This is a genomic window from Arthrobacter sp. NtRootA1 (genome assembly GCF_019976975.1).
GTDB classification, from domain to species: domain Bacteria; phylum Actinomycetota; class Actinomycetes; order Actinomycetales; family Micrococcaceae; genus Arthrobacter; species Arthrobacter aromaticivorans.
This window is the reverse complement of the sequence record NZ_AP024630.1, coordinates 4,970,635-4,995,699: the sequence shown is the minus strand read 5'-3', so window position 1 is coordinate 4,995,699 and position 25,065 is coordinate 4,970,635. Positions and strand designations below refer to the sequence as shown.

Annotated in this window: 24 protein-coding genes and 1 riboswitch; of the genes, 14 read left to right on the top strand and 10 right to left on the bottom strand. The window is 62.4% G+C overall.

The features are described 5' to 3' along the window. Nucleotides 1-16: 16 nt before the first annotated feature. The 3 genes from LDN90_RS22785 to LDN90_RS22775 all read right to left on the bottom strand — a co-directional run bounded on the left by LDN90_RS22785 (nt 17) and on the right by LDN90_RS22775 (nt 2,236). Nucleotides 17-355 carry a hypothetical protein gene (locus LDN90_RS22785; RefSeq protein ID WP_223947244.1) on the bottom strand — a complete coding sequence of 113 codons (339 nt, stop codon included), beginning with the start codon at nt 353-355 and terminating at the stop codon, nt 17-19. Between the two features lie 145 nt (nt 356-500). Then, nucleotides 501-929 carry a universal stress protein gene (locus LDN90_RS22780; protein ID WP_216926248.1) on the bottom strand — a complete coding sequence of 143 codons (429 nt, stop codon included), beginning with the start codon at nt 927-929 and terminating at the stop codon, nt 501-503. Next, the gene (locus LDN90_RS22775) at nt 926-2,236 is read right to left on the bottom strand and encodes a PLP-dependent aminotransferase family protein (RefSeq protein WP_223947243.1); all 1,311 of its coding nucleotides are present in this window, start codon (nt 2,234-2,236) and stop codon (nt 926-928) included. Before LDN90_RS22775 ends, LDN90_RS22780 begins: the two co-directional genes overlap by 4 nt. 110 nt (nt 2,237-2,346) lie before the next feature. Here LDN90_RS22775 and LDN90_RS22770 point away from each other — a divergent pair, with 110 nt between their 5' ends. The 3 genes from LDN90_RS22770 (at nt 2,347) to LDN90_RS22760 (ending at nt 4,894) form a co-directional block, all read left to right on the top strand. Then, complete coding sequence (locus LDN90_RS22770) at nt 2,347-3,195, top strand: isocitrate lyase/phosphoenolpyruvate mutase family protein (protein ID WP_223947242.1); 849 nt, start codon at nt 2,347-2,349, stop codon at nt 3,193-3,195. 111 nt (nt 3,196-3,306) lie between these two features. After that, entirely contained in the window at nt 3,307-4,374 is a 1,068-nt protein-coding gene (locus LDN90_RS22765) for a hypothetical protein (RefSeq protein WP_223947241.1), read from the top strand. Next, a complete protein-coding gene (locus LDN90_RS22760; protein ID WP_216926252.1) occupies nt 4,355-4,894 on the top strand; it encodes a hypothetical protein in 540 nt (179 codons plus the stop codon). Before LDN90_RS22765 ends, LDN90_RS22760 begins: the two co-directional genes overlap by 20 nt. Nucleotides 4,895-4,939: 45 nt before the next feature. On the opposite strand, the gene LDN90_RS22755 is transcribed toward LDN90_RS22760, so the two are convergent. Together LDN90_RS22755 and LDN90_RS22750 are read right to left on the bottom strand one after the other, a co-directional pair. Further along, on the bottom strand, nt 4,940-5,458 hold the full coding sequence (locus tag LDN90_RS22755) for a GerMN domain-containing protein (protein ID WP_223947240.1): 519 nt from the start codon (nt 5,456-5,458) through the stop codon (nt 4,940-4,942). 534 nt (nt 5,459-5,992) lie between these two features. Next, nucleotides 5,993-6,559: an NADPH-dependent FMN reductase gene (locus tag LDN90_RS22750; protein WP_216926254.1), complete on the bottom strand. Its 567-nt coding sequence runs from the start codon at nt 6,557-6,559 to the stop codon at nt 5,993-5,995. An 86-nt stretch (nt 6,560-6,645) separates the two neighbouring features. Between LDN90_RS22750 and LDN90_RS22745 the strand changes: the two genes are divergently transcribed. From LDN90_RS22745 to LDN90_RS22720, 6 genes are all read left to right on the top strand, one after another. Beyond that, a complete protein-coding gene (locus tag LDN90_RS22745) occupies nt 6,646-7,251 on the top strand; it encodes a TetR/AcrR family transcriptional regulator (RefSeq protein WP_223947239.1) in 606 nt (201 codons plus the stop codon). 335 nt (nt 7,252-7,586) lie between these two features. Beyond that, a complete protein-coding gene (locus tag LDN90_RS22740) occupies nt 7,587-8,570 on the top strand; it encodes an ABC transporter permease (RefSeq protein ID WP_216926256.1) in 984 nt (327 codons plus the stop codon). After that, entirely contained in the window at nt 8,570-9,532 is a 963-nt protein-coding gene (locus tag LDN90_RS22735; RefSeq protein WP_216926257.1) for an ABC transporter permease, read from the top strand. The genes LDN90_RS22740 and LDN90_RS22735 overlap by 1 nt, the downstream gene beginning before the upstream one ends. After that, the gene (locus tag LDN90_RS22730) at nt 9,529-11,676 is read left to right on the top strand and encodes an ABC transporter ATP-binding protein (protein WP_223947238.1); all 2,148 of its coding nucleotides are present in this window, start codon (nt 9,529-9,531) and stop codon (nt 11,674-11,676) included. The genes LDN90_RS22735 and LDN90_RS22730 overlap by 4 nt, the downstream gene beginning before the upstream one ends. Nucleotides 11,677-11,751: 75 nt before the next feature. Continuing rightward, a complete protein-coding gene (locus tag LDN90_RS22725; RefSeq protein ID WP_223947237.1) occupies nt 11,752-13,479 on the top strand; it encodes an ABC transporter family substrate-binding protein in 1,728 nt (575 codons plus the stop codon). Nucleotides 13,480-13,700: 221 nt separating this feature from the next. Beyond that, nucleotides 13,701-14,750, top strand: coding sequence for a Gfo/Idh/MocA family oxidoreductase (locus tag LDN90_RS22720; RefSeq protein ID WP_223947236.1), 1,050 nt, complete (start codon nt 13,701-13,703; stop codon nt 14,748-14,750). A gap of 11 nt (nt 14,751-14,761) precedes the next feature. Here LDN90_RS22720 and LDN90_RS22715 read toward each other — a convergent pair whose 3' ends face one another. Together LDN90_RS22715 and LDN90_RS22710 are read right to left on the bottom strand one after the other, a co-directional pair. Beyond that, on the bottom strand, nt 14,762-15,247 hold the full coding sequence (locus tag LDN90_RS22715) for a hypothetical protein (RefSeq protein ID WP_223947235.1): 486 nt from the start codon (nt 15,245-15,247) through the stop codon (nt 14,762-14,764). A 51-nt stretch (nt 15,248-15,298) separates the two neighbouring features. Continuing rightward, on the bottom strand, nt 15,299-16,510 hold the full coding sequence (locus LDN90_RS22710; RefSeq protein WP_223947234.1) for a hypothetical protein: 1,212 nt from the start codon (nt 16,508-16,510) through the stop codon (nt 15,299-15,301). Nucleotides 16,511-16,799: 289 nt separating this feature from the next. Here LDN90_RS22710 and LDN90_RS22705 point away from each other — a divergent pair, with 289 nt between their 5' ends. The 3 genes from LDN90_RS22705 (at nt 16,800) to LDN90_RS22695 (ending at nt 19,109) form a co-directional block, all read left to right on the top strand. Then, on the top strand, nt 16,800-17,495 hold the full coding sequence (locus LDN90_RS22705; RefSeq protein WP_223947233.1) for a hypothetical protein: 696 nt from the start codon (nt 16,800-16,802) through the stop codon (nt 17,493-17,495). Between the two features lie 181 nt (nt 17,496-17,676). After that, on the top strand, nt 17,677-18,225 hold the full coding sequence (locus LDN90_RS22700) for a sigma-70 family RNA polymerase sigma factor (RefSeq protein WP_223947232.1): 549 nt from the start codon (nt 17,677-17,679) through the stop codon (nt 18,223-18,225). Then, nucleotides 18,222-19,109 carry a hypothetical protein gene (locus LDN90_RS22695; RefSeq protein WP_223947231.1) on the top strand — a complete coding sequence of 296 codons (888 nt, stop codon included), beginning with the start codon at nt 18,222-18,224 and terminating at the stop codon, nt 19,107-19,109. The genes LDN90_RS22700 and LDN90_RS22695 overlap by 4 nt, the downstream gene beginning before the upstream one ends. A 121-nt stretch (nt 19,110-19,230) precedes the next feature. Here LDN90_RS22695 and ald read toward each other — a convergent pair whose 3' ends face one another. Next, the gene (ald, locus tag LDN90_RS22690; RefSeq protein WP_216926266.1) at nt 19,231-20,349 is read right to left on the bottom strand and encodes an alanine dehydrogenase; all 1,119 of its coding nucleotides are present in this window, start codon (nt 20,347-20,349) and stop codon (nt 19,231-19,233) included. Nucleotides 20,350-20,557: 208 nt separating this feature from the next. Here ald and LDN90_RS22685 point away from each other — a divergent pair, with 208 nt between their 5' ends. Beyond that, nucleotides 20,558-21,772 carry a helix-turn-helix domain-containing protein gene (locus tag LDN90_RS22685; RefSeq protein WP_223947230.1) on the top strand — a complete coding sequence of 405 codons (1,215 nt, stop codon included), beginning with the start codon at nt 20,558-20,560 and terminating at the stop codon, nt 21,770-21,772. Nucleotides 21,773-22,007: 235 nt separating this feature from the next. Here LDN90_RS22685 and LDN90_RS22680 read toward each other — a convergent pair whose 3' ends face one another. Further along, entirely contained in the window at nt 22,008-23,420 is a 1,413-nt protein-coding gene (locus tag LDN90_RS22680) for a hypothetical protein (protein WP_223947229.1), read from the bottom strand. Nucleotides 23,421-23,422: 2 nt separating this feature from the next. Then, nucleotides 23,423-23,573: riboswitch (cyclic di-AMP (ydaO/yuaA leader) on the bottom strand. Nucleotides 23,574-23,702: 129 nt separating this feature from the next. Continuing rightward, nucleotides 23,703-23,936 carry a hypothetical protein gene (locus LDN90_RS22675; RefSeq protein ID WP_223947228.1) on the bottom strand — a complete coding sequence of 78 codons (234 nt, stop codon included), beginning with the start codon at nt 23,934-23,936 and terminating at the stop codon, nt 23,703-23,705. Between the two features lie 47 nt (nt 23,937-23,983). On the opposite strand from LDN90_RS22675, the gene LDN90_RS22670 reads away from it, so the two are divergent. Next, nucleotides 23,984-25,051 carry an ATP-dependent DNA ligase gene (locus tag LDN90_RS22670; protein WP_223947227.1) on the top strand — a complete coding sequence of 356 codons (1,068 nt, stop codon included), beginning with the start codon at nt 23,984-23,986 and terminating at the stop codon, nt 25,049-25,051. Nucleotides 25,052-25,065 lie beyond the last annotated feature (14 nt).

The window sequence follows — 25,065 nt, the reverse complement described above, 5'->3', positions numbered from 1 at the left end:
CTGTTAGGGACCCGCTTTAGAACGCGGGGTAGTTGACCAGCAACGCCTGAAGTTCGGTGGTGGACATGTGGTTTGCCATCTCCACGCTGATGCCCATAGCGATGGCTGCGACGGTGATCATTGCGGCGCATGCGAGGGAGAGGAATCGCCAGTCCCTGCGCATGATGGTGCCGAAAGTTTCCGGCATGTTCAGGCTGGGTGAAATCATGTTGGGGGCGCTGTCCCAGGAGCCGTCGTCGAGCATCGCGATGATGCGGTCATTCGCGCGGTCAAAACGCATCGTGCTGATGCTGTTGCCGTGGCGGGCAAGCAGGATGTCGTGTCCAACGCGCTGGCGCGGCTGCAAAGTAAGCAAGTGAAGTCCCCTGAAGTCAGTTGATGGAGGATGGCTCACGCCATTGGGGGCATCTCAATTTTATAACGATGACTTCGGGGGGCAGGCCAAAATCAGGCCAAAAGCCGGGTGAGGCTCCCCACCCGGCGGCGTGATTCAGCTCGCTTTACGGCTGGTCCGTCTTGGCGATGTAGACATCGCAAGGAGCATTGTGGGCAACCGTGTTGGCCACGCTGCCGAGGACGCGACCCAGGCCTTGCATGCGCCGGTTACCCACCACGATCAACTGCGCTTCGAGCATTTCTGCTTCTTTGACCAAGGCTTCACCGGGCTTGCCGCGGGCAGCCGAGTACGTTACCTCGAGACGTTCGTCAGCCAGGCGCTCCGCCACGGTGCGGGCGACGGCTTCGGCTTCGGCAGCGTCTGACACGATCCATTTGTCGGTCCCGATCTCAACTACCTCGGTCTTGTTGCTGTCAAAAGCGCTCACGACGCGAAGACTGGCGCCAAGCCCGATGGCCAGTTGCTGGGCAGCCTTGGCCGCCCTCATCGCCGTCTCGCTACCGTCTACTCCTACAATGACAACCCCGGTCATAGTGCTGCTCCTTCAGTGGTGGCTTTGATGGCCTCTGCGAGAACAGGGGCCAGACGACGTACGCCTTCGGCAATCGTATCCGGCGGCACAGCACTGAACGCCAGACGGAGTTTGTTGGAGGGGCCATCTGCCGGTGAGAAAGCTGCGCCGGGAATGAAAACAACCCCCGCGTCGATGGCCTTCTTCAACAAAGGGTAGGTGTCCACGGCTTCAGGCAACGTGACCCAGACGAAGAATCCACCGTCAGGGCGTGTCCACGAGACTCCGGCTGGCATGTATTCATCCAAGGCGCTGAGAAGAGCATTGCAGCGTTCCGCGTACAGGCCCCGGTAGGTTTCGACTTGCCCCTGCCAGTCGTAGTCACGCAAATATGCGGATACAAGCATTTGGTTCAGGGGCGGCGGGCAAAGCGTGACTGCTTCGGAGGCGAGGTAGAAGCGACGCTGCAGGTGGGCGGGCACCAAGGCCCAACCAATGCGAAGACCCGGTGCGAAGATCTTGGAGAAGGACCCCAGGTAAATGACGTCGTCTGGATTTGCAGCCCGCATCGGTGCGATGGGGTGACCGTCAAAGCGCAGCAGGCCGTAGGGGTTGTCCTCCAGGACGATAATATTCGCTTTACGGCATATATCGACGATCTGCTGCCTGCGCGCTTCCGCCAAGGTGATGCCCGAGGGGTTGTTGAAGTTGGGGATTGTATAGAGGAACTTGATGCTCTTGCCCTCTGACTGGAGCGCGGCGATCCTGGCCTCAAGCAGTTCAGGTACCAACCCGTCGTCGTCCATTTCTATTGGCTCCACCTGCACTTGGTAAGCCTCGAAAGTATTCAGGGCCCCAACGTAGGTGGGGTTCTCGACGAGGACCACGTCTCCGGGATTGCAGAAGACCTTGGTAGCCACATCCTGCGCTGACTGGGAACCTGCAGTAATCACGATGTTCTCAGGCTGCGCGTCCACGATGCCTTCTGCTGCCATGATCGCGCAGACTTGTTCGCGCAATTCCGCGGTTCCTTGGCCTCCGCCGTATTGCAGGGCGGTCATCCCGTCTTCGGCGATGATCCTGGCAGCGGTCTGGCCGAGCTTTTCCAGGGGCAGCGATTGGAGGTATGGGTTCCCGCCTGCGAGCGAGACAAGGCCGGGCCGCATGGAGATATCGAAGACGTCGCGGACAGCGGACTGCTTGATGTTGGCGGCCCGCGCGGAGAACAGCTGCTCGTGCGGGTGGGCGGCGGCCGTGGCGGCGCGCTCGATGGCGTCGATGGCTTCAGCGGGCAGCTTGGTGCCGGCGTCCAATGTTTCGTGGGTCACAGTGACAGGATACCCCTGAAGGTTGCTAATTAGACAACATATGTTTTCAAGAACGCGCCGGTTTACAGGGTTTCCTTTACGCCGGGAACGCTAGGGGCTGGAATGTAGCTATGACACTGCACCGGGGATCCGTAACCAAGGCCGAACTCTTCCACAAGCTTCACGACGCCGGACCCACGCCGCTGGTTCTGGTGAATGTTTGGGATGCGGCTTCGGCCCGCGTGGTGCAGGAGGCTGGTGCGACGGCGATAGCCACCTCAAGTTCGGCGGTTTCCTGGAGCCTGGGTTTCCGGGACGGTGACCACGTGCCGTGGGGATTGGCCATGGCGGCGCTGGGGCGGGTGGTAGGGGCAACCAAACTGCCGGTTACTGCCGACATCGAAACTGGATACGGGCGAACAGATGACGAACTGCGTGCCACCGTGCACGGCGTGCTGGATGCAGGCGCGATTGGCATCAACATCGAGGACTCGGCCGCGGAGCCACTGACGGACATCAAGGAACAATCGTGGCGTATCGCTTTGATCCGTGCCGTAGCGGACGAGCGCGGAATCCCGTTGTTCATCAATGCCCGAACGGACACATACCTCTCCGGAGAGTATCCGGATAACGCCTACGAAGAGACCTTGCGCCGTGCTGAGTCCTACCTCACGGCGGGGGCGGACGGCATCTTCGTTCCCGGAGTGGTGGACCTTCACGTCCTCCATGAACTCTCCAGCAAGATCCCCGCGCCACTCAATGCATTGGCTGGAGTAGGCGCGCCATCGCCGCTGGAACTTCACGACGCCGGCATACGGCGGGTCAGCATCGGCGGAAATACGGCTAAAGCTGCCTACGCAAAAGTCGCGCGGGTGGCCAAGGAGATTCTGGGCGACGGTAACTGGGCAGGCTTGGCGGGCACCCGCAGCCACGACGAGATGGATGCGCTCTTTGCCCAGGGGCCCAAGTACCGGCCCTAAGCAGCGCGGTTTGCGGCAGAGGAAAGCGCACGACGGCGGAACCCGGCTTTAATGTCTTACCCCGCCATTAGCTTGGAATCAGTAGCAAAGACCGCGGGCCGGGGAGGGCGGATGGCAAGACGCAGTGTGCAGTTCTGGCGCATTGACCAACTGAATGGCGAGGATCTGCGCGCTCCGTTTCCGGCGCGCCGCGTGGCCGAGGTACTCAAGAAGGCACAAGAGGCTGGGACGGACAGGCATTTCATCGGCATGGACGGCACGGTGCTGGTCGCTCAGACTGCATCCTTCTCACCGCATCCGGTGATCCTCCTGGATCGGGTCCGCAGCAGCAACCTGCCCAGCGTTGGAGATGCGCTCGGACGCCGCAAGCCCCTCCCCTTGGCGCCGGGCGACCATCTTCTGGAAACCACCTACTTTGCCTTCCTCAAACGCAACGTCATCGCCGTGCTCACCAGCGGCAATGGCCCGCGGGCTTCCAGGATGGGGGAGTACCTCGAAGGCATGTTGGGGCTCGAGCCTGGGTTGGTTCCGGTGGTCTGCGAGGATATCGAGGAGATCCTCACCAGGCTTGAGGTGAGTCGCTTCGAGTTCGCTCTTCCTGCTGAACGCCTCTCGGGAAAGTTGATGGAGGGAGAATGGGCTGACGTTCTGGAGAGTGCCTCGCGCCTGGTGACCGAGGGAACCTTCCGGATTTCCCTGAGCGTGGGCCGTTCGGGAAGGGCCGAGGACAAGCAGCGGATCCGGGACCGCATCCAGCAACTGATTGACCTGTTCCGGAGGGCAGGCTCGGTAGAGCACTTCGACTACGTGGTAGCCGAGGGCAAAGACTCCCTGACCGGCGACCGCGAGGTGGTCGATCTCCTGAAGGAGCGTTTCATCTCCCACATCGAAGTGGATCCCGACGTTTTCAACGACCCCCGGAAGTCCGCTGCTGAGGCAGTCGCAATTCTCAACAGACAGGCCAGGGATAACGAAGCATTCTTCGCCCTCACACTGCCGGAAATCAGAGGCTCTGCAGATTCGGTCCCTGTGCCGGACATCGTCGCAGGTGGGATGGCCGCAGTGCGGGAAGCCCTGGCTGCGGTCACAAAGGAGGAACCCGCCGAGGCGAAACCTGGGGACGCGAAACCAGCGGAGGGATCAGAAGGCGGCGCGGACCATGAGCTTGTACGACGTTGACGTAGAGCACGCCGGGCGCCGCCGGACGGTCTGGAGGTGGTTTCTGCTCCATCCGCCAGCAGACTATGCATGGGCGGTTCTGGCTGTGCTGATGTGGCTGGGCTTGGCATGGCTGTTGAAGCAGCCGTTGATGCTGGAGGGCGTCGATCCCGGTGCGCGTCGAACCCTGTTCCAGACCCTCGCTACGTTGGCTGGAGCTACCGCTGGCCTCACGCTTACCAGCGTCTCCATGCTCATCAACGTGCTCGGCAAAAAGGCGGCGCCCGGGCAGCGCGAGCTTCCCCTGGAGAAACTCACCGCCTTGCATCGCCGCCAAATCGGAGAAGTGTTCCTGTTCGCCATACCGGGCCTTGGCCTGCTGGTGGTGGCTGCCCTTGTCGCCGTGGTACTGGAGGGAGATGGTCCCAGGGGACTCTGGATTCCGGAGTCAGTTGTCTTCGTCCTCACCTTCGCGTCCGTATTGGCGCTGCTCCGTGTGGCGTGGGCACTACGGCGCGTGCTGGCTATCGCAACAGCTTGAGAGCTTGCGGCCAGAAGCCCTCAACAAATCCGGAGGGTCCCCGTGCTAGCGCAGGCTCAGCGCCTCAGACAAAGTCTTGCCATTGACATAGATTTCGGCTCGGGATGCCCCGCTGGCGGAGACTATGGTGTGGGTCAACTGGGCTTCAATGCGCGGGATGTCGCAGACCCCACCGGGTCGCAGCGTTCCACTCAGATTCACCACAACTGTTGCCCCGCTGATGTAGCCGGACACGAAGTGCAACGAGGAATTAGCCAACGAATCATAGAGGCCCGCGCCGGTGTCCATGGGCATGCCAGCTTCCAGCAGGCGGCTCAGCGCCAGCGTCAAGGGGTCACCGGGCACCAGGGCGCCGCGGACAGGCACCAGGCTGTCGTTGCATCCGAACCGAACACCTCTTGCGCCCCCGTCGTCAACGGCAACGTAGTACACCGCCGGCCCCAAATTCAGGTCTTGGGGTACGGTCGCAGCCCGGGCAACGGGTGCAACAGCCGTCGGTGAAGGGCTTGGCGTAGCGACGGGTAAAGGCGCGACGGCGGCACTCGGCCCAGGCGTTGGGTCCACCCCAGAGCCAGAGCCAGAGCCAGAGCCAGACCCCGAGCCGGAACCAGAACCAGAGCCAGCACCACTGGAGCCCGAAGGGGTTGAGGGAGTGGCGAGTGCATCCGGACGAGTCCCAGTGCCGCTTCCCGTTGCGGTGGATGTTGCAGACGGGGCGTCGGAAGCCTCATCCACCGCAGCATCTCGCGAGGAACCCGATGGCCCCACCACAGGAGCAGATGAAGTATCATCGGCGGAGGGCGCGGTCCTTGGGTCCGAAGTACAGCCAGCCAGCCACAGACTCAACACAAGGCAGGCAGCCGCGATCGCCGTCGTGCTTTTTGGTCTCCGCCCGGCACCCATGACAGCCCCACGCTCCTGTCCGTCCGCCTGTAGTTCAACGTTAAGCCGGTGGGACCCGGAGCAAAATGCCGCTACGGTGACGGTTCGGACAAGAGTTGATCACGCTGCATCCTGTAGACACCCGGAAACGCACCTGCCCCCGCCCCACACTGCGAAGTGGCAGGCGCGGGAGCAGGGGCAGGGAGAGCGAAGAAACTAGGCTGCGGCTTCTTCTTCCTGAACGGCGGTCAGGGGCTCGAAGATACCCTTGATCTGCTCAACAACCTCGGCGTCGTCCTTCGGGTGGAGCTCAGCGAAGCGGATCATGGAACCCGGGACGGCGAGCTTGACGTCCTCGAGGACCTTGGCGCCGGCAATGCCTGCGGCCTTGCGGGCTTCGTCCTGCGCCCATACGCCACCGAACTGACCGAAAGCGGTTCCGACGACGGCGGTCGGCTTGCCACTGAGTGCGCCGGCGCCGTAGGGGCGGGACAGCCAGTCGATGGCGTTCTTCAGCGATGCAGGCATGGTGCCGTTGTGCTCGGGGGTGACGAGGAGAAGGGCGTCGGCGTTTGCTGCCGCAGCGCGAAGGGCCGCAGCTTCGGCGGGAACCTGGCCTTCGACGTCGATGTCTTCGTTGTAGAACGGGATGGTGCCGAGGGAATCGTGGATCTGGACTTCGACGTTTTCCGGTGCGTTCAGCTGGATGGCTTCGGCGAGCTTCTTGTTGTGGGAATCAGCGCGGAGGCTGCCGACGAGGGTAAGAACGGTGCTCTTTGACATGGTGTCTCCTTAGTAAGTGTTTGGACCTTCACTGATACTAAACGGACCGCGGTCCGTTTTCTATTCCCGGGTCTAGAATGTTTCTTGTGAGCTCGATCCCAATCCAGCCGGACGTGCCCTTCGGTCCGCCGCATGAGCGCAGCGATGCCGCCCGGAATCGCGAGCGACTCCTTTGCGCTGCCCGCGAGTTGGTTGACGAGTTCGGCGTGGAAGCACTCACCATGGACGCGCTCGCCTGCAAGGCCCAGGTTGGCAAGGGAACCGTGTTCCGTCGCTTCGGTAGCAGGGCCGGCCTGATGATGACCCTTCTGAGTGACTCTGAATCTGAATTCCAGCGCGGCTTCATGTTTGGTCCACCACCCTTGGGTCCGGGCGGGACCCCCAGCGAACGGCTGATGGCCTTCGGCGAGGGCCGCATCTACTTCGTCCTGGAAAATGGTGAGCTCCTGAAAGCGGCCGCAACCAATGCCCGGAATCGCTTTGATGTCCCGGCTACGGTCCTTGCCCACCGGCACATCGAGGTCCTGCTGCGGGAGGCGGATATCGCGGATCCGTGGGTCATGGCGATGTCGCTGCTTTCCGCGCTGGACCCGGAACGAATCGTCAACGACGTGAGGGTTCACGGCATCTCGCCGAAGAGGCTCACGGAATCCTGGCGCGAACTCGTCGCGCGCCTCATGCGATCTTCCTAGCTCAAGTTCGTCTTCGTTAGCGCCCGCTGAGGCCTCACAACGCGAGTGGGGCAGTACGCGCCATAGTGTCGCCGACGTCCAAATCGTGACGCGGGCCCAGATAACAATCTGGCTGCAGGCACGAAACGGGCCCTCATTGAACGAAACGTGAAGCAGTTATTGTGGTAGTTTCCTCTTGAATGTGACCCATGCCATACATGGCTCGGTGATCACGGAAGGGGCGCTGGGGGACCCAAACTGCCCGCTGCGCCAATTCGTAGCTGACGCCGGCCACAGCCGGGAACCGCGGAAGGACGAGCATTGAGCTTTGCCACGATCCAGGGCAGCCGCCCGACATGCTGAAATATCTGACAAAGCGGTCGGGCATCTACCTGATCATGATCTTCCTGACCACGAGCGCGGGCTATTTCCTGGCAGTATCAACGCTCAAACCGGCGGTCCTGGAACAGGAGAAGATCCCCCGGCCAACCCCGGAACAAGTAGCCGCCTCTTTCCGTGGACTCGGCCTGGACCCTGACGCCACTCCTTGGGAACGCTACATTGGTTGGCTCGGCGGCATCATCACCCGCTGGGATTGGGGCCGCAGCCCAAACGGGGCATTCGTCAACGCCGAATTCGCTGACCGGGTACTTGTTTCAACCAGGCTGTTTATCGCCTCCATCATCCTGACGCTGATCATCGGCGTCGCGCTCGGCGTTTATTCAGCGGCGCGGCAATACAAGTACCAGGACCGCGTCATCACGTCCTACAGCTACCTGGTGCACATCCTTCCAGCGCCGATCGCCTACTTCCTGGTCCAGTTGGGCGCCATCAGCGTCAACGAAACCGTAGGCCAGCGCATCTTTTTCGTCACGGGCATCTCGACGCCGGGGATCGAGCCGGGCTGGCCGGCTTTCGTTGACCTCGTTGCCCACTACGCCGTGCCCACCTTCGCAATGACCATCTTCGGTTGGGCCGGTTACCAGATCGCCCAGAGGCAGTATCTCCTGGACAACGTGAATGCCGACTTCGTCCGCACCGCCAGGGCAAAAGGACTTACCCGCAACCAAGCCATCCGCAGGCATGCCCTGCGGGTGTCCTTCATTCCCGTGGCACAGAGCATCGCCTTCACCATCCCCGCGATCTTCACCGGCGGCTTCTTTGCCGAGGCGATCTTCGCCTGGCCCGGCATTGGCCTGTGGAGTATCCAGTCAATCGGGCTTCAAGACGTCAACGTCGCCACGGCCACACTGGCCTACGGGTCGGTGATCTTCGCGATCGGCGCCATCCTTGCCGACTTCGCGACGACGCTGGTGGATCCACGAGTGAGGGTCCAGTAATGACGAACATCATTGATCCCATTGCGGAAATCGACGAGTCAAGGGCTGCCGACCAGGACGTCGTGATTGGGAAGTCCCGCATCATCTTCCGCCGTTTCATGCGGAACCGTACCGCCGTCGCCGGTTTGTTCATCTTCCTGGCGCTGTTCCTCTTCTCCCTGTTCGGCGGGTTCCTGACACCCTGGGACAAGGACACGATTGATCCCCTCAACATCGGAATGGGACCGTCACCCGATCACTTCCTAGGCACGTCCCAAGCGGGTATCGACCTCATGGCGCTCATCGTTGAAGGCACGCGGATCTCGATCTTCATCGGCCTGATCGTGGGCGGCGTATCTGTCCTCATTTCCGCCGTCTACGGCTGCACCATGGCGTTCTTCGGCGGCAAAGTGGACGCCGTGATGTTGTTCATCCTTGAAGCCCTCATCATGATGCCGGCCATTCTGGTGGTCGCAGTGGCCACCAGTGGGGGCGGCGGACTGAAGAACCTTCCCAGTTGGCTCCTGCTGATCATTGTTTTGCTGTTCTTCAGCTGGATGGGCACCGCCCGACTGGTGCGTTCTTTGTCGATGTCACTCATGCAGCGGGACTACGTCAAAGCCGCCAAGTATATGGGTGTTCCCTCCCGAAAAATCGTGTGGCGTCACCTCGTTCCGAACATCGGCTCACTCCTGGTCCTCGATTTCACCCGCGGTATCACCGGGGCAGTGCTGGCCGAAGTGGCGTTCTCCTTCATCGGCATCGGCATCAAGCTCCCCGACGTCAGCCTGGGAGTCCTCATCGGCCAAGCCACCGGCCAGGTGTCCTCGTTCCCATGGATGTTCTGGGTTCCGCTGACCGTCATGTTCCTCCTGACCGGTTCGCTGGCCATGATGAACGACGGCCTCCGCGACGCCTTCGATCCCAGTTCAAGTTCCATCGGCCGCGCGAAGACCAAGACCGCAAAGAAGACCATCAAATGAGCACCAACATCTCCCACACTCCCGCGGAGCGTCTTCGTGACGCCGGCCTCTACGCCCCCGGCGACGCCGTCCTGAGCGTCCGGGACCTCAACGTCCGCTTCAATTCTGAAAACGGCGTTGTCCACGCCGTGCGCGGTGTGGACTTCGACCTCATGCCCGGAAAAACCCTGGGCATCGTGGGCGAATCGGGCTCGGGAAAGTCTGTGACGTCCATGGCCATCATGGGACTCCTCCCCGAGACCGCGGACATCTCCGGCTCCGTGCGTTACAAGGGCAAGGAACTCCTCGGCCTCAGCGACAAAGCGATGTGCAAGCACCGTGGCAGCGATATCGCCATGGTGTTCCAGGACCCGCTGTCGTCGCTGACCCCCGTCTACACCGTGGGGAACCAGATCATCGAGGCCCTCACCGTCCACAACCCCACCATGAGCAAACAGGCTAAAGAAGCCCGCGCCGTCGAACTTCTGCGGATGGTGGGCATCCCGAGCCCCAAGGACCGGCTGAAGGCATTCCCGCACGAATTCTCCGGGGGCATGCGCCAGCGCGTGATGATCGCCATTGCGATTGCCAACGATCCGCGGGTCCTCATCGCGGATGAACCGACGACGGCGCTGGACGTCACCATCCAGGCGCAGGTGTTGGAAGTCCTTCACACCGCGCAAGAGGAGACCGGGGCCGCCGTCGTCATGATTACGCACGACCTCGGCGTCGTAGCGGGCATGGCGGACGACATCATGGTCATGTACGCAGGCAAGCCGGTGGAAACCGGGACCGTGGAGGACATCTATTACAACCCCCGCATGCCGTACAGCATGGGTCTCCTCGGCGCCGTGCCACGCGTCGACACTGCCAATAAACAGTCACTGGTTCCGATCGAAGGCACGCCGCCCAACCTGGCACTGCCCGTAACCGGCTGCTCCTTCGCACCGCGCTGCCCGCTCGCCAGCGATGCCTGCCTGCACGGTGAGCCCGAACCCGTTTCGGTGCCAGGCTCCGAAGGCCACAGGGCTGCCTGCATCAAAACGGACGAACTCTCCGGCGAAGCTAATGCCCACGCGATTTTCCAGGCGCCGGCCAAGCCCGTTTCAAAGTTCGACGGCGTTGCCCGGCTTGAGCGCGAGAAGGTCCTTGAGCTCAAGGACGTCAAGAAACACTTCCCACTGCTCAAGGGCGCGCTCATCAAGCGCCGCATCGGCACAGTGAAAGCCGTTGACGGGCTCAGCTTCGACATCCGTGAAGGTGAATGCCTCTCAATCGTGGGCGAGTCCGGCTGCGGCAAGACCACCACACTGCTGGAGATCATGGAGTTCCACCCGGACCAAGTGGGCGAAGTGGTCATTGGCGGCGTCAGCAATAAGGTGGCCACCGACTCCAAGACCAAAATGGCCATGCGCAAGGAAATGCAGATGGTGTTCCAGGACCCCACGGGTGCGCTGGATCCGCGCTTCACGGTGTACGAGGTCCTGGCTGAGCCGCTGGAAAACCTCGGCATGCCAAGGGCCGCCGTCCGGAAGCGCATCATGGAACTCATGCGGCTCGTGGGCCTGCAGGCGGACCACGTGAACCGTTTCCCCAACCAGTTCTCCGGGGGGCAGCGCCAGCGCATCGGCATTGCGCGGGCGCTCGCAGTGAATCCGAAACTGGTGGTGCTGGATGAGCCAGTCTCCGCTTTGGATGTTTCGGTCCAGGCTGGTGTCATCAACCTGCTTGACCAACTTCGCGCCGAGCTGGGCCTGAGCTACCTCATGGTTGCCCATGATCTCTCCGTGGTCCGCCACATCTCGGACCGCGTGGCTGTGATGTACCTAGGCAAGATCGTGGAGACCGGCGATGTGGACGAAGTGTTCGACAATCCGCGGCATCCCTACACCAGGGCCCTGCTCTCTGCGATCCCGGTACCCGATCCCAATCTGGAACGCACGCGTGAACGGATCATTCTGCAGGGCGACCTGCCCAGCCCGCTTGACGCGCCGAAGGGTTGCAATTTCGCAACGCGTTGCCCCGTATTCGCCGCACTACCTGCCGCCAAGCAGGAGAAGTGCCTTACTCTGGAGCCGCCACTTGCTTCAGAAGGTCAACAGGAGTTTGCATGCTTCTTCCCGGACGGGGAAATAGATGCCGACATGCTGGTGGTGCATGCCTGACGACAAATGACTCATTGATTGAACCCTGTATTCAATTCGTAAAGAATTCCAGTCGTAAAACATGAAGGGCAAACCATGAAGAAGTACACGACGATCGGCGGCGTGGCAGTTGCAGCGGCACTGCTGCTGACCGCTTGCGGCGGGGGAACGCCGTCGGGTCCGGCCTCCCAGAAGGCCGAAGAAGCTGGCGGTGACATCAGCAAGCTCATTAGCGTTAATGCCAAGGAAACCAAGGACCTGGAGCAGGGCGGCACTGTCACCCTTGCCATAGGCAGCATTGGCCCGGACTTTAACGGCTTCTCCAATGTGGGCAACAGCGCAGACAACTCTGCGCTGATGACTCCGGTTAATACGGCCTCCATCAACAGCGGCGGCATCGGCGGCTGCTGGAAGCTGGACTTCGACGGCAAAGCAGAGCCCAACAAGGACTTCTGCGAAGACGTCAAGAGCGAAGTCAAGGATGGGAAGCAGACCATCACCATCAAGGTCAATGACAAGGCGACCTGGAACGACGGAACGCCGATCGACGTCAAGACCTTCGAAAACACGTGGAAGATGCTGAAGGGCGACGATAAGTCCATCGACATCGTTTCCGCCGGCGCTTACGCTTTCGTGGACTCGGTAAAGGCCGGCGCCAACGACAAAGAAGTCATTGTTACCACCACCCAGCCGGTCTTCCCCCTGGAGGGCCTTTTCTTCGGCCTGATCCACCCGGCAATCAACACGCCTGAAATTTTCAACACGGGCTTCGCAGGCAACATGCACCCCGAGTGGATGGCCGGCCCGTTCAAGATTGAAAACTACGACACCACCGCAAAAACGGTGACCATGGTGCCCAACGACAAGTGGTGGGGACAGAAGCCGGTCCTTGACAAGGTGGTTTGGCGCCAGATGGAGCCGAGCGCCACGATTGCCGCCTTCAAGAATGGTGAAATCGACGCAGCCAACGGCCGTACCCTTGGCCGGTACAAGCAGCTCGAAGGTACCAAGGATTCCGATATCCGCCGCGGCCAGCGCCTGTTCGCAGGTGGCCTCAACCTGAACGCCAAGCGCCCGGCCCTTACCGATGTGGCCGTACGCAAGGCAATCTTCACCGCAGTGGACCGCAAGGCCATCCGCGATGTCCGCTTCAACGGCTTGAACTGGTCCGAAGAGAGCTCGGGTTCCATGATGCTCATGCCGTTCTCCGAGTACTACCAGGACAACTACCCCGTGAAGGACACCGGCGCTGAGGCTGCCAAGAAGGTCCTGACCGATGCCGGCTACGCCCCGAACGACAAGGGCATCATGGCGAAGGACGGTGTTCCTGTTTCCTTCAAGATCACCAACTTCGGCGACGACCCCACCACGGCCGCAACCTCGCAGACGCTGCAGAAGCAGCTCCAGGCTGCGGGAATGGATGTTGCCATCGATCAGCGCGGAGACGCCGACTTCGGCAAGGTCATTGGTGGCCGCGAGTTCGACGTAACCATCTCCGGTTACACCGTGGGCGCAGACGCTACCGACGCCGTAAAGCAGTTCTACGACTCCACCACCAACGAGAACGGCCTGGGCGACGCTGAGCTGGATGCCGAGATCAAGCGCCTGGCAACCATCGCAGATGACAAGGAGCGCAACAAGGCGGCCATGGACGTAGAGAAGAAGCACATGGAGAAGTACTTCTCCATGGGCACCGTCCTCAACGGCCCGGAGATCCAGTTCGTCCGCACGGGCCTGGCCAATTACGGCCCGTCACTGTTCAAGAGCCTGTCCAATGTTCCGGACTGGACCACTCTCGGCTGGGAAAAGGGCGCCAAGAAGTAACGCTCCGCAGTAAAGCTTGAAACACACGAAGGCCGGGATCTTCCTCTGAACCTGTAAATGGTTTGGGAGGTCCCGGCCTTTGCCGTGCCATCCTCTCTCACATCCTGAGGTCTTTTCCCGAACGTTCTCTCACATCCTGCGGCCTTTTCGCGAACGTTCTCTCACATCCTGATCCTGGGAACAGCGCACCGGCGGGACACTTACTGAATTAGCCTTGGGGCATGACTTCCAGGCCGATCCGTACCGCCATCGCAGGTTTTGGGTTGTCGGGCAGCGTGTTCCATGCGCCCTTCATTGCAAGCAACCCTTCGTATGACCTTGCCGTCATTGCTACATCCGACGCTCAAAGGCAGAAAAACGCGGCTGAGCGATACCCGCAGGCAAAGATAGTCGACAGGCCGGAGGACATCCTGGCGCTGGCCAACGAACTGGACCTCGTGGTCCTTGGTACACCGCCAGCGACCCACTATCCGCTGGCGAAAGCCGCGCTGGAAGCCGGGCTCGACGTCGTCGTCGATAAGCCGTTTGTTGTGCACAGTGCGCAAGGTGAGGAACTGATTCAACTCGCCGCGCGAGCGGGCCGCGTCCTCACTGTCTACCAAAACCGCCGCTGGGACGGGGACGCGCTCACCCTCAAGAAACTGCTCGACGCCGGGACGCTGGGTACCGTGACCAGGTTTGAAGCGGGGATGGAGCGCTGGGCGCCGGAGATCGCCAAAGCGTGGAAGGCAAGCGCTACTGCCGAGGACGGCGGTGGGGTGCTGTTCGACCTTGGTGCACACGTACTGGACTTGGCCGTCCAGTTCTTCGGCCCCGCGTACGTCACCTATGCGGAGATCATTGCACGACGTCCGCAGGAGAAGGCCGACGATGACGTCTTCATCGTGCTCCAGCACCAATCCGGCGTCGTCAGCCACCTGACCCTGAACCTCAACAGCCACCTCCACGGACCACGTTTCCGTGTGCTGGGAACGAAGGGTGGATTTGTAAAGTTCGGCACCGATCCGCAGGAGCCCTTTGTTCTGGGCGGTGGATTGCCGACGGACGCGGAGTACGGCGTCGAACCTGCCGAAAATTACGGGACCCTTGAGTCGGACGGCCAGCGCCGAACCATCACCACCGAGCGCGGAGCCTACCCGGAGTTCTATCGCCTCCTCGCCGAAAAGATCGACGACGGCGGTGCGGCATCCGCACGTCCCGCACCAGTGGATCCGGCTGACTCGGTGGAAGTGCTGAAGCTGATCGAACAGGCGCGTGCCCTGAGTTCCTAAACCGGACCTGCTCAGGCAGGCCCGGCAGTCACGTCCGCACTCGCCACCAAGGAATAGATTGCTTTCAGGTCCTGGTCTCCCTCAAGCGGCTGGCAGCTACCGGTCAACTGCACGACGTCGGCGGCTACTTCGTGGTGGAACACCGTCACCGCCGTGAATTGTGCCAGGGAGCCGGCTTGCGGGTGCGTATAACGGGCCTCCCGGACATGCCATGGGCGGCCATTGATGGCCACCGGCTCGGTCCCCAGAAGTACGGCGTCAGGCAAGTCAGCCAGGAAGGCGTCCACGGAAGCAGCGATGTCCTGCAGTTGGTAGCCAGGCAGGCGGCGGGATACGGAAATCACCACATTCGGCGTGTAGCCGCCCTCGGAGGCGGGTCCCATCAGCGCACCCACGGCGTCGGGGACCACCTGCTCCGTCCAACCTGCCGGCGGGTTGACGCGGATAGTGGGGTAGGCGGGGAATGCCTTTGACGGGAAAACTTGCTGTGCGGTCATCGTGAGAGCCCTTCCGGCGCTGTTTTAGGGAAGTTCAGGGAACGGGAATGCTTATTTGTTGAGAAAATCGACAAAGCCGGTGACGGAATCCACAAATGCGGACGGACTGAGCGTGACCTGCACGCCAGCGCCAAGTCCCAACTCCGCCGTGATCTTGGCACCAACGCCCAAGGTGAGTCCGTCCTCGTCCAGGGAAGCGTTGAAGAAGTGTCCCTCGCCCGCACCGGCGGCAACTGTTTCCGACGTCGCGAGTTTTTGGCCGAGGACTTCCACGTACTGGGATGCGGTCAGTTCGGCGCCGACACCTGCACTGGCGCCTGCACCCGTCACATCACCGGTTTTGTTGACGTTGATTTCGCTTTCTCCAGCGCTTGCCCAGGCGCCGCCACGGATTTCCGTGCCCTGCCCGAATCCGAACAGGCCGCCGGCGATTTCTGTCTCGTTGCCGACGGTCATTTTCTGGCCCGCAAAAGCTTCGCCGCCGGGGGAGAAGAGGAACGGGCTTTGTCCGGTGATGTGGGCGCTTGCTTCCGCACCAGTCATGACCCTGGTAGTGACGGTGTTGTTGATCCAGCCATCGAAGAAGTCGCTCTTCGCAGTGGTGATGTTCTCCACGCCCACGAACGCTTCACCGTTTGCTTCAAGGTGTGCCGGGCCGAAGCCAATGGGAATTTTTCCGTCAAACTTGCCGTCGGCGCGCCACCCGGCGAACGTCTCGTTGGTTACGGTGGTTTTGGCAGGTCCCCGTTCCCCCTCGGCGGTGAACGTTACTCGAGCGCCGGATGAGACCTTCCCCGAGGCGTCAATGCTGATTCCATCAGGACCAACCGATACGTGGGCCTCTGACGTGCCCTCAGTGCCGACGGTTCCGCTGCCCTGGACAGTGATGGGCCCATAGGTCCGGGGGCTCATGGTGAAACCGGGCAGGCCAGACGGGTCCTTGCCCTCTGAAGCACCTGAAATACCTGAACCACCCCCGCCCCCGGGGAGACCAAGGGACGCCTGTTCCTGCTGCTCCGCGTTGAGGCGAAGGGTGCGCGCGTTGGTCTTCAAGCACAGTGCTGCTGCTGCGAGCCTTCCATGGAGGTCGCTGTTCCATTGGCTACGGAATTGCTCGGCATCGTTTCCCCGCCAGTAATGGCCGTTCTGGATCATCGTGCTGAGCTGCCGCTGAAGATTGCTGATCTTCTCTGCTTCGGAATCCATGACGGCCGATAGTCGCCGCAGGTCTTCGACGTCGGCGCCAACCAGTCCCTGTCCCATAACGCTCCCCCTGTACGCCGTGGCGTGTCGATCGCCGACGGGCATGAAGTGCTGCGCCGGGCATCCCATGAGCATAATCGCCTGCCCGATGAAGCTGCCATGGGGAGAACTATCGGATGTGGAAAACCAGCACCTCCATTGCGGCGCCGAAAAAATTCTTGAGGAAGGCGTAACCTCAACCGCTTCCGGAACGATGTAGAGGGTGTGCGGGCCACGTCCGCACGATGATCATCCGGCAGCGACCCAAACGCTGCCGGGGCAATCCCCACATCGTTTGTCGGAGGCTTTTATGTCCTTGTTCACTGTCCTTGCCACTAGCAAAGTCGCCGCCGGCGTCCTGGCTGCCGGAGCTGTAGCTGCTGGCGGAACCGGTGTCGCTGCCTTCAATGGCGCGCTTCCCACCGAAATCCAGCAGAGCGCCCACGACCTCGTCGGTGCTCCTGCGCCCCTCGCCACGAAGGCAGCAGACGCAGCCGAAGCCGGGCAGACCAAGGCGACTGACGCCGTCGAGACCGCACAGGCCAAGGCAACTGACGCTGCCAAGGCTGGCGAAGACAAGGCAACGGACGCTGTTGACGCTGCGAAGTCCAAGGCCGAAGACGCCGTCGCTGCAACGCCTGAAGCTTTCGGTCTCTGCACTGCCTTCATCAATGGCGGACTCAAGGCTGACACCAAGGTCCCCGGTTTCAAGTCCCTGGTTGTGGCCGCAGGCGGCGAAGCCAACGTTGAATCGCACTGCCAGGCCGTAGTCGACGCCGGCAAGGCTGCCGGTCTCAAGGCTGACGGTTCCGCTGACGCTGACGCTTCCGTTGCAGCCAAGGTGCCGGCCGTTCCTGCTGTCCCGGCCGTACCGGGAACGGACGGTGCCCCTGCTGTCCCCGCTGTCCCGGCTGTCCCTGCAGCACCGACCGCCCCCGCGCTGCCGGCGCAGGTGCCCACCGATGTTCCTGCCGCTCCCGGTGCAGGCCTCGATTCGGTCCGCTAAGCACTCAGCGGTTACGGTTTAAGGGTGGGGCTCCTTCGTTTAGTACGGGGAGCCCCACCACTTTACGGACGGTGGCGTACGTAACAGACGGCAGTGGCAACGGATGTCCTGAGCCCGGGAAACAACCGGGGAGGGTGCTCCAGAGAGGCCGCTGCGCTGCGCGGGATGGAGGCATCCACGGGTGCTAAACCCATTAGCTGATGAATATGTGCAGACGGACGATGACGATCCCGCTCTGCTCTTCACTGATGCCTACAACCAGTTCTCTGGACCCGTCTTCGGCTACCTCCGCGCCCGCGGCGTGGATGATCCCGAAGCCGTGACGCAGGACGTCTTCCTTGCCCTGTATCCGAAGCTGGCGAACCTGCAGGGCGGTCTCCAGGGCGCCAGGACCCTGCTTTTCTCGATCGCCCACGCGCGCATGGTGGACCATTATCGCAAGCGTGAACGGACCCCGGATTCAGCTCCGTATGAGGCTGAGCTGGATGCGCGGAGGGCGCCCTCGGCGGAGGAGCAGGCCTTTGGCCGCGGCAGCCTGGGTGTCACGGAACTTCTGGAGGACCTCGCTGCAGATCATCGCGAAGTCCTGGCATTGAGGGTGGTGGCTGACCTCTCCGTGGAAGAAACGGCGGCCATCATGGGCAAGTCCCAAGGGGCAATAAAACAACTGCAGCGCAGGGCATTGAGTGCACTAAGGAAAAGTGCACTACGAAGGAATGGCACACCATGAGTGAAGACAGCACCCCGGCCGGACGGCGGACGGCTCGCACCGAGGGTTATACGGGCGAGCAGGCAATTGACCGCCTGTTGGCCGATTCCGGACTCGACGATGCCCGCGACATCCGTGCCGAACTTCTTGAACTGCGCTCCCTCGCCAGCACCGCTCCGCCGCCCTCTGCGGCCGTCCGTGCGCTGATGATCACTGACCTGGCTGCCGGCAGCAGAAGCACGACGGCGGAGCTCGCCTCCACCGTGGCAGGTGCACCGACGGCGGTACTTACCTCGGTCCAAGGATCCACTGACCTGACCTCTAGTGACGAACTCGCGGCCCGCCGTCGTCGTAAGCGCCGCACCGCGATCGCCGGGCTCGCTGTGGCAGTGTCATTGGCAGGCGGTGCTACAGCCGCGGCCGCCTCCGAGGGTGGCATCCCTGGCGCTTTCCAACATCTGGGCTCGACAATCGGTTCAGTAGTTTCGCAGCTCACGCCGGGATCAGGCAATGGATCGCGGCAGAATCCTGGTTCCCCCTCCGATCAGGAGCGAGGCCGCACTGTGACTCCGGCCACCCCATACCCGTCCGGCCGCAATCCTGCCGGCAGTGGCACTTCGGGAAATGGCGCCTACCCAAGCCAGGAGCCACAAGGCGGCACCAATGGCGCGTCCGGACACTCCAATTCGCCCAAGGCTCCCAACGGGGGAACGCCCGAAACACCCAAGATCCCCGGGAATGGCCAGCCCGGAAACATCAGCATCCCGACTCCCGCAGCACCCATCACGCCGCCGGGCATCGAGGCGCCTAATTTAACCCCGCCGACCCTTCGGCAATCGGATATCCCCGTGCCGGTACCCACCCACGTTGTCCCTGAGGAACCAGTTACCCCCGGCAACGGCTAGGCACGGGTCTGCCCGCCCCAGCACGGGTTTGCCGCCCCAACACGTGCAAAGCCCGCTATCCCGTTGCTGGGCAGCAACGGGATAGCGGGCCAGCGACTTGTCACCGCCGCAAGGGCAAAGCCTACGCGGTAACCACGCTGTGCCAGTCGGCGACGAGGGGCAGGTTGTGCGCCTCCGACACCGAGTGGTGTGCCACGTGGCCTGCAGCGATATTGAGGCCTGCGGCGAGGGCGGGGTCGCGGTCGAATGCGGCCTTGACGCCCAGGTTGGCCAGTGCCACGGCGTAGCGCAGGGTGACGTTGGTCAGTGCGTACGTGGACGTGTTCGGAACAGCGCCAGGCATGTTGGCAACGCAGTAGAAGATCGAGTTGTGGACCTTGTACGTCGGTTCCTGGTGGGTGGTGGGGTGTGTGTCCTCGAAGCAGCCACCCTGGTCCACGGCGATGTCCACCAGAACCGAACCCGGCTTCATTCGGGACACGAGTTCGTTGGTGACCAGCTTGGGAGCCTTGGCGCCCGGGATCAGGACGGAGCCGATCACGAGATCTGCGTCGACAACTGACTTCTCGATCTCGTAGGCGTTGGATGCCACGGTCTTCAAGCGGCCCTGGTAAAGAGCGTCGAGTTCCCGCAGGCGGTTGATGTTGATGTCCATGATGGTGACATCAGCACCGAGGCCCAGCGCCATGGCGGCAGCGTTGGTTCCGGCAACACCGGCACCGAGGACAACAACTTTGGCGGGACGGACACCCGGCACACCGCCGAGGAGGATGCCCTTGCCGCCAGCCGGAGCCATCAGCGAGGAAGCGCCGACCACCACGGACAGGCGGCCCGCGACCTCGGACATCGGGGCGAGCAGCGGGAGGGTGCGTCCTTCCTGGACCGTCTCGTAGGCGATGGCCGTGACGCCGGAGTTGATGAGCTCGGCGGTGAGTTCGGGCTCTGCGGCGAGGTGCAGGTATGTGAAGAGGATGAGGCCCTTGCGGAAGCGGTGGTACTCGGCCTTGATGGGTTCCTTGACCTTCATGACCATGTCGGCCCGGCCCCAGACGTCGTCCGCGTCGGCAACGATTTCGGCGCCCGCGATCGAGTATTCCTCGTCCGTGATTCCCGAGCCCAGGCCCGCGCCCCGCTCAACCAGAACGGTGTGTCCGTGAGTGCGGAACTCGTGGACACCTGCGGCCGTGATGGCTACGCGGAACTCGTTGTTCTTGATTTCTTTGGGGACGCCGATGATCATTTGCTGGCTCCATCGTTAGCGGCTTTTCGGCCGGATATTTGCTGCGGGCTGTGATTCCAGAATAAATCCGGCTGTGAGGCAGGCGACATGGACCTCCCAGCTCGGCGCAAGTGAAAACCCCGTAAAGTCAAGGAGCAGCTCAAATCAAGCTCGACATTTGTCGAGGACTGGGGCGTCAGGTGTCGCCTTGTGTTGGTACGCTTTCTGGATGCAGCAGGACGTCGAGGAGATCGTTGAACGCGTGGCGCTCAAGCTTGGCAGGGGGTTGTCCCTGGAGGACCTCGACGGCGTCCTCCTCGCCTACAGTTCCAACCAATCCCACGCCGACCGCGTCCGCGTGAACTTCCTGTTGAGCAAACGCGTGCCGAGCGATGTCAGTGCTTGGCAGCTCTCCCACGGCATCGCGACGGCGGTGCGCCCGGTTGTTGTTCCGGCGAACGACGAGCTGGGCATGCTCGGCCGCGTTTGCGTCCCGTTGCTGGTGCGCGGTTTTCGGGTTGGCTACTTATGGGTGCAGCAGGACCTTGAGGAGCAAACCGCGACGGCGATACTCGCCGAATTGCCCGGCGTGCGTGACGAACTGGACCTGTTGGCTGGTTTGCTGCTCGATTCCAACACGGCCGAGTCAGAGTTTCGCAGGAGGCGGGAGCAGGAGTTTCTGACGGCCTGCACTGGCGAGTCGAACGCAGTGGCAGCGGTGGCCGGCTGGAAGGAGATCCAAGGCCGCGGTCCGTGGCAACTGGTGACCATCCTGGACGCGGACGGCGGCGGAACCGACGTCGACCCCATCGCCGCGACGCTAACGCACCGAACAGCTGCGCTGCAGTCCACCATCGGTGTCAACGCCGCGCTGTTCAGCGCCGGGACGGAGACGCATTCCGTTGTCCTGTTCCGCGAATCCGGTGGCAGGGCGGATCACGCCCAGGTCCTGGTGCACTATCAATTGGAGCTCGCAAAGCGGGCGGGCCGCAAAGTGGACCGGGTGATCCTGGGCATCAGTGAGCCGTTCCAGGTTATCCGGCAACTGGCAGGCGCCTACAGGCAATCGAAAGTGGCAGCACAGGCCGCCGCCGTGGATCCGCCCCTCGGGGAACTGGTGGAGAGTCGGGCGGTGGGCGTTTATCAACTCTTCGATCGTCTTCAGGCGCCGGGTGGCTGGGATGATACGGGCTCCGTTCATTTCAGGACTTTGGAGGACCAGGATAAGAACGGCGAACTCCTGCCCGTGTTGGAACTGCTCTATGACAACGACAGCTCAGTGCAGGACGTTGCCGCGAAACTTCACCTGCACAGGAGCAGCATCTACAATCGCCTCGGCCGGATCCGCCAACTCATTGGAGCTGATCCGTTGAGCGGTGGGATCAGGCTCGAGTTGCACGCCGCACTGAAGGCCCAGAGGTGGGCCTCGCGGCCCCGGATCTAGGGCCCCGGATCAGGTGCGTAAGGGAGCACAAGGGGCAGGCACCCTGGTAGGTGCCTGCCCCATCTTGTCGCTGCTATTCCTATTGCGATGATTCCTGGTGCCGTGAGTCCTTAGGCTCGGCGCAACCGCTGGCAGCTCCAGCGGCCCATCCGACTGCGGAACGTGGCAGTGCGGCTGCTGCTGCAGTACCTGCCGTGCCATCCGACGTGCGCGCTGGTCCTGGGAAGCCGCGTGCTCATTTCAAAATCCCTGTGGCGCCGTCAAGTACGGAGTCCAGATCCAAGGGTGAATCAGTGGACGGTGTGGTGGTGCTGGGGCTGCCGGTCGGCTTTGGCTTTGGCGCCGGAGTCTGTGTTGGAGTGGGCGCCGGAGTCCCCGTTGGAGTCGGGGTGGTCGCGGCCGGTGGGGTGGTAACCGTGTCCGACGGGACCGGGCTCGGGGCCGGCTGGGTTGGGACAGGAGTGGTCACGCCCGGCACAGGAACAACAGCCGACGGGACTGCCGAAGGAACCCAAACAGGATCCGCAAGTGAAACCTGCGGAGTCGGAAGGGACGACGGCGACTGAGCGGGTGCCTCTTCTGACGACTGCGTTGCAACAGTCGCCGGCAGTCCGGCCTCGCTGGTGGCCGACGAAGCGGACGCGGTGGAGGTGGACGAGGTGGGTGCAGGGGCGGCCGAAGTTGACTGCCTGCTGTCGCCACCCGTCTTTGCGTCACTGGCTTCCTTCGTCGGCGTTTCCTGCCCGAAGAAGGGAAGCTCGAAGGCCTGGCTCATGGTGCCAACAGTCAACACCAAGCCCAAGGCTCCAGCCACAACTGCCATGCGCTGGCCCATCGTTTTGACCGAGGCCGCCTTGGTGAGCACGGAGTGTGGTTCGTGGCTGAAGGACGACCCACCCCGAGATGACCCGCCCAAGGATGAAGCTCCGAAGGTAGGGGCGCCTGCTGGGGTTTCGGCAGCAGGTGCCGCCTTACGGGCAGTACTGCTCTCGGTTTCCTGGGCGCGAAGGGCCTTCCGGCTTGCGAGACCAGCAGCGGCGGTCGCGGCCGCGGCGAGCTGGGCAGAGCTCTTTACCTGCACGATCGGGATGGCAGCGGTGGCGGGTTCCGGTTCGTGCGCGCCCGGGGTGGGTGCAGCAGCGGACGTGGCCGCCTGCACGATCGGGATGGCAGCGGTGGCGGGTTCCGGTTCCGGCGCAGCGGGGGTGGGTGCAGCAGCGGGCGTGGGCGCTTGAACGATCGGGATCGCAGCGGTGGCCGGCTCGGGATTCGCAGGCGGTTCGGACGCGACCGGTTCGGGCGCCTGAACAGTTGAAATCGCAGCAGTTGACGGCTCAAAGAGGGCAGAATCCGTGGGAGCAGAGTCCGCCGGTGCTGTTTCTGCTGGAGCAGTTTCAGCGGGAGCTGTCTCAGCAGAAATAACTGCCTGGGCTGCCCGTGCACGCTCTGCCGCGCGAGCGGCCGCGCGCGTGGTGGGTGCCGCAGGGGTGGGAGTGGAAGCAGTGGCGGGTTCCGGCGTCGTGCCTTCTAAACCTTCTGCTGGCGCGCTGGTGGAGGATCCGCTGGGTTGGGCCCGACGGCGTCCGGTTGGCTGGGTGCGCTCGCGCGCTATTTGGGCGCGGCGCGGCTGATCCATGGTTGGGGACATGGTGGTTGCCTCTCAACGCCTGCGAGGTTAGCTGTCGGGTTCGGACGAGGCCGTCCGGCCGCACATGGCGGCTTCACCCCAAGGGCCTATGGAAAATCAGGCCCGGGAACTCTGGGTCCCCCGTCTCTGCCGCGAGTCTGGCGGATCCCGGTTTGCGGCAGAGCTCGGCGTCAACCCGGAAGCGGCCCAGCGGAGATACGGGTCGCTCTTAGACCGTACATGAGCGCCATACTAAAGTCACATTAATGTAACGGGCGGGACGCCTTCCAGTGAGAAGGTCCCTTAGGACTTAGGCTCCGGTGCCGGAGCAGGGGCTGGCAGCTCGTGCTGGATCCTTTGGACCTGGTGTGCGTAATGAGTCTCGGGTCGGAAAATTTCGTCCGCCACACCCAGCATCCCACCCGTGGCGCCGCGCCGGACTTTCCCCTTGCTGTTCTGGCGCGAGACCCAGAACCAAAGGCCAGCAACGAGGGCAGGTGCTGCCAGCACTGCCACGAGAACGGCCAACATATCCATGGCCCAAGACTAGCTTCAGCCGCGGGCGGCAGGTAGAACATAGTCGTATGGACCTCCCAGTGATGCCGCCCATTTCGCCCATGCTTGCCAAGTCCGTGCCTTCGATCCCTGATGTGGGCCATTTTGAGCCAAAGTGGGACGGGTTCAGGACCATCGTTTTCAAAGACGGGGATGAGATCATCCTGGGCAGCCGCAACGAACGTCCAATGACACGGTATTTCCCTGAGCTCGTGGAAGCCCTCCAGAAGAATCTTCCGGACAAATGCGTGATCGACGGCGAGATCGTCCTCATAGCTGGGAACAGGCTCGACTTCGAAGGCCTTCAGCAGCGAATCCACCCCGCAGATAGCCGTGTACGGATGCTTGCCGGGAGCACCCCGTCCTCCTTCATCGGATTCGACATCCTCGCGCTGGGAGACGAGAACCTCATGGACAAGCCGTTTTCCGAGCGTCGGGCCGCCTTGGAGAAGGCGCTGGCCAAGGCTGAGGCCCCCGTGTACGTAACGCCGGCGGTGACGGAACTCGACCAAGCACAGGAGTGGTTCGTGCAGCTGGAAGGTGCTGGGCTCGACGGCATACTTTCCAAGCCGCTCGAGGGGACGTACCAGCCGAATAAGCGTGTCATGTTCAAAACCAAGCATGAACGCACCGCGGACTGCGTGGTGGCTGGATTCCGCTGGCACAAAACGGGAAAGGTTGTCGGGTCGATGCTGCTTGGGCTCTATAACGACGCCGGTCAGCTGCAGCACGTGGGGGTGGTGGCTTCATTTCCTATGGCCAAGCGCGAAAGCCTGGTGGCCGAACTTGAGCCATACCAGACGGAGTTCAGCGAACATCCTTGGGGTCAGTGGGCCGATCAAGGAGATGCCGCAGCTACAGGTTCCCGAATGCCGGGCGCGCAGAGCAGGTGGAGCGCCGGTAAGGACTTCTCCTTTGTTCCCCTCCGGCCCGAGCTCGTCATCGAGGTTGCCTATGACTACATGGAAGGCGACCGGTTCCGGCACACCACCCAATTTCGACGATGGCGGCCGGACCGGACTCCGGAGAGCTGCACCTACTCCCAACTGGAGGAGCCTGCTGACTATGACCTCGGGGAGATTCTGAGGCTGCCATAGGCCGGGGCGTCCGT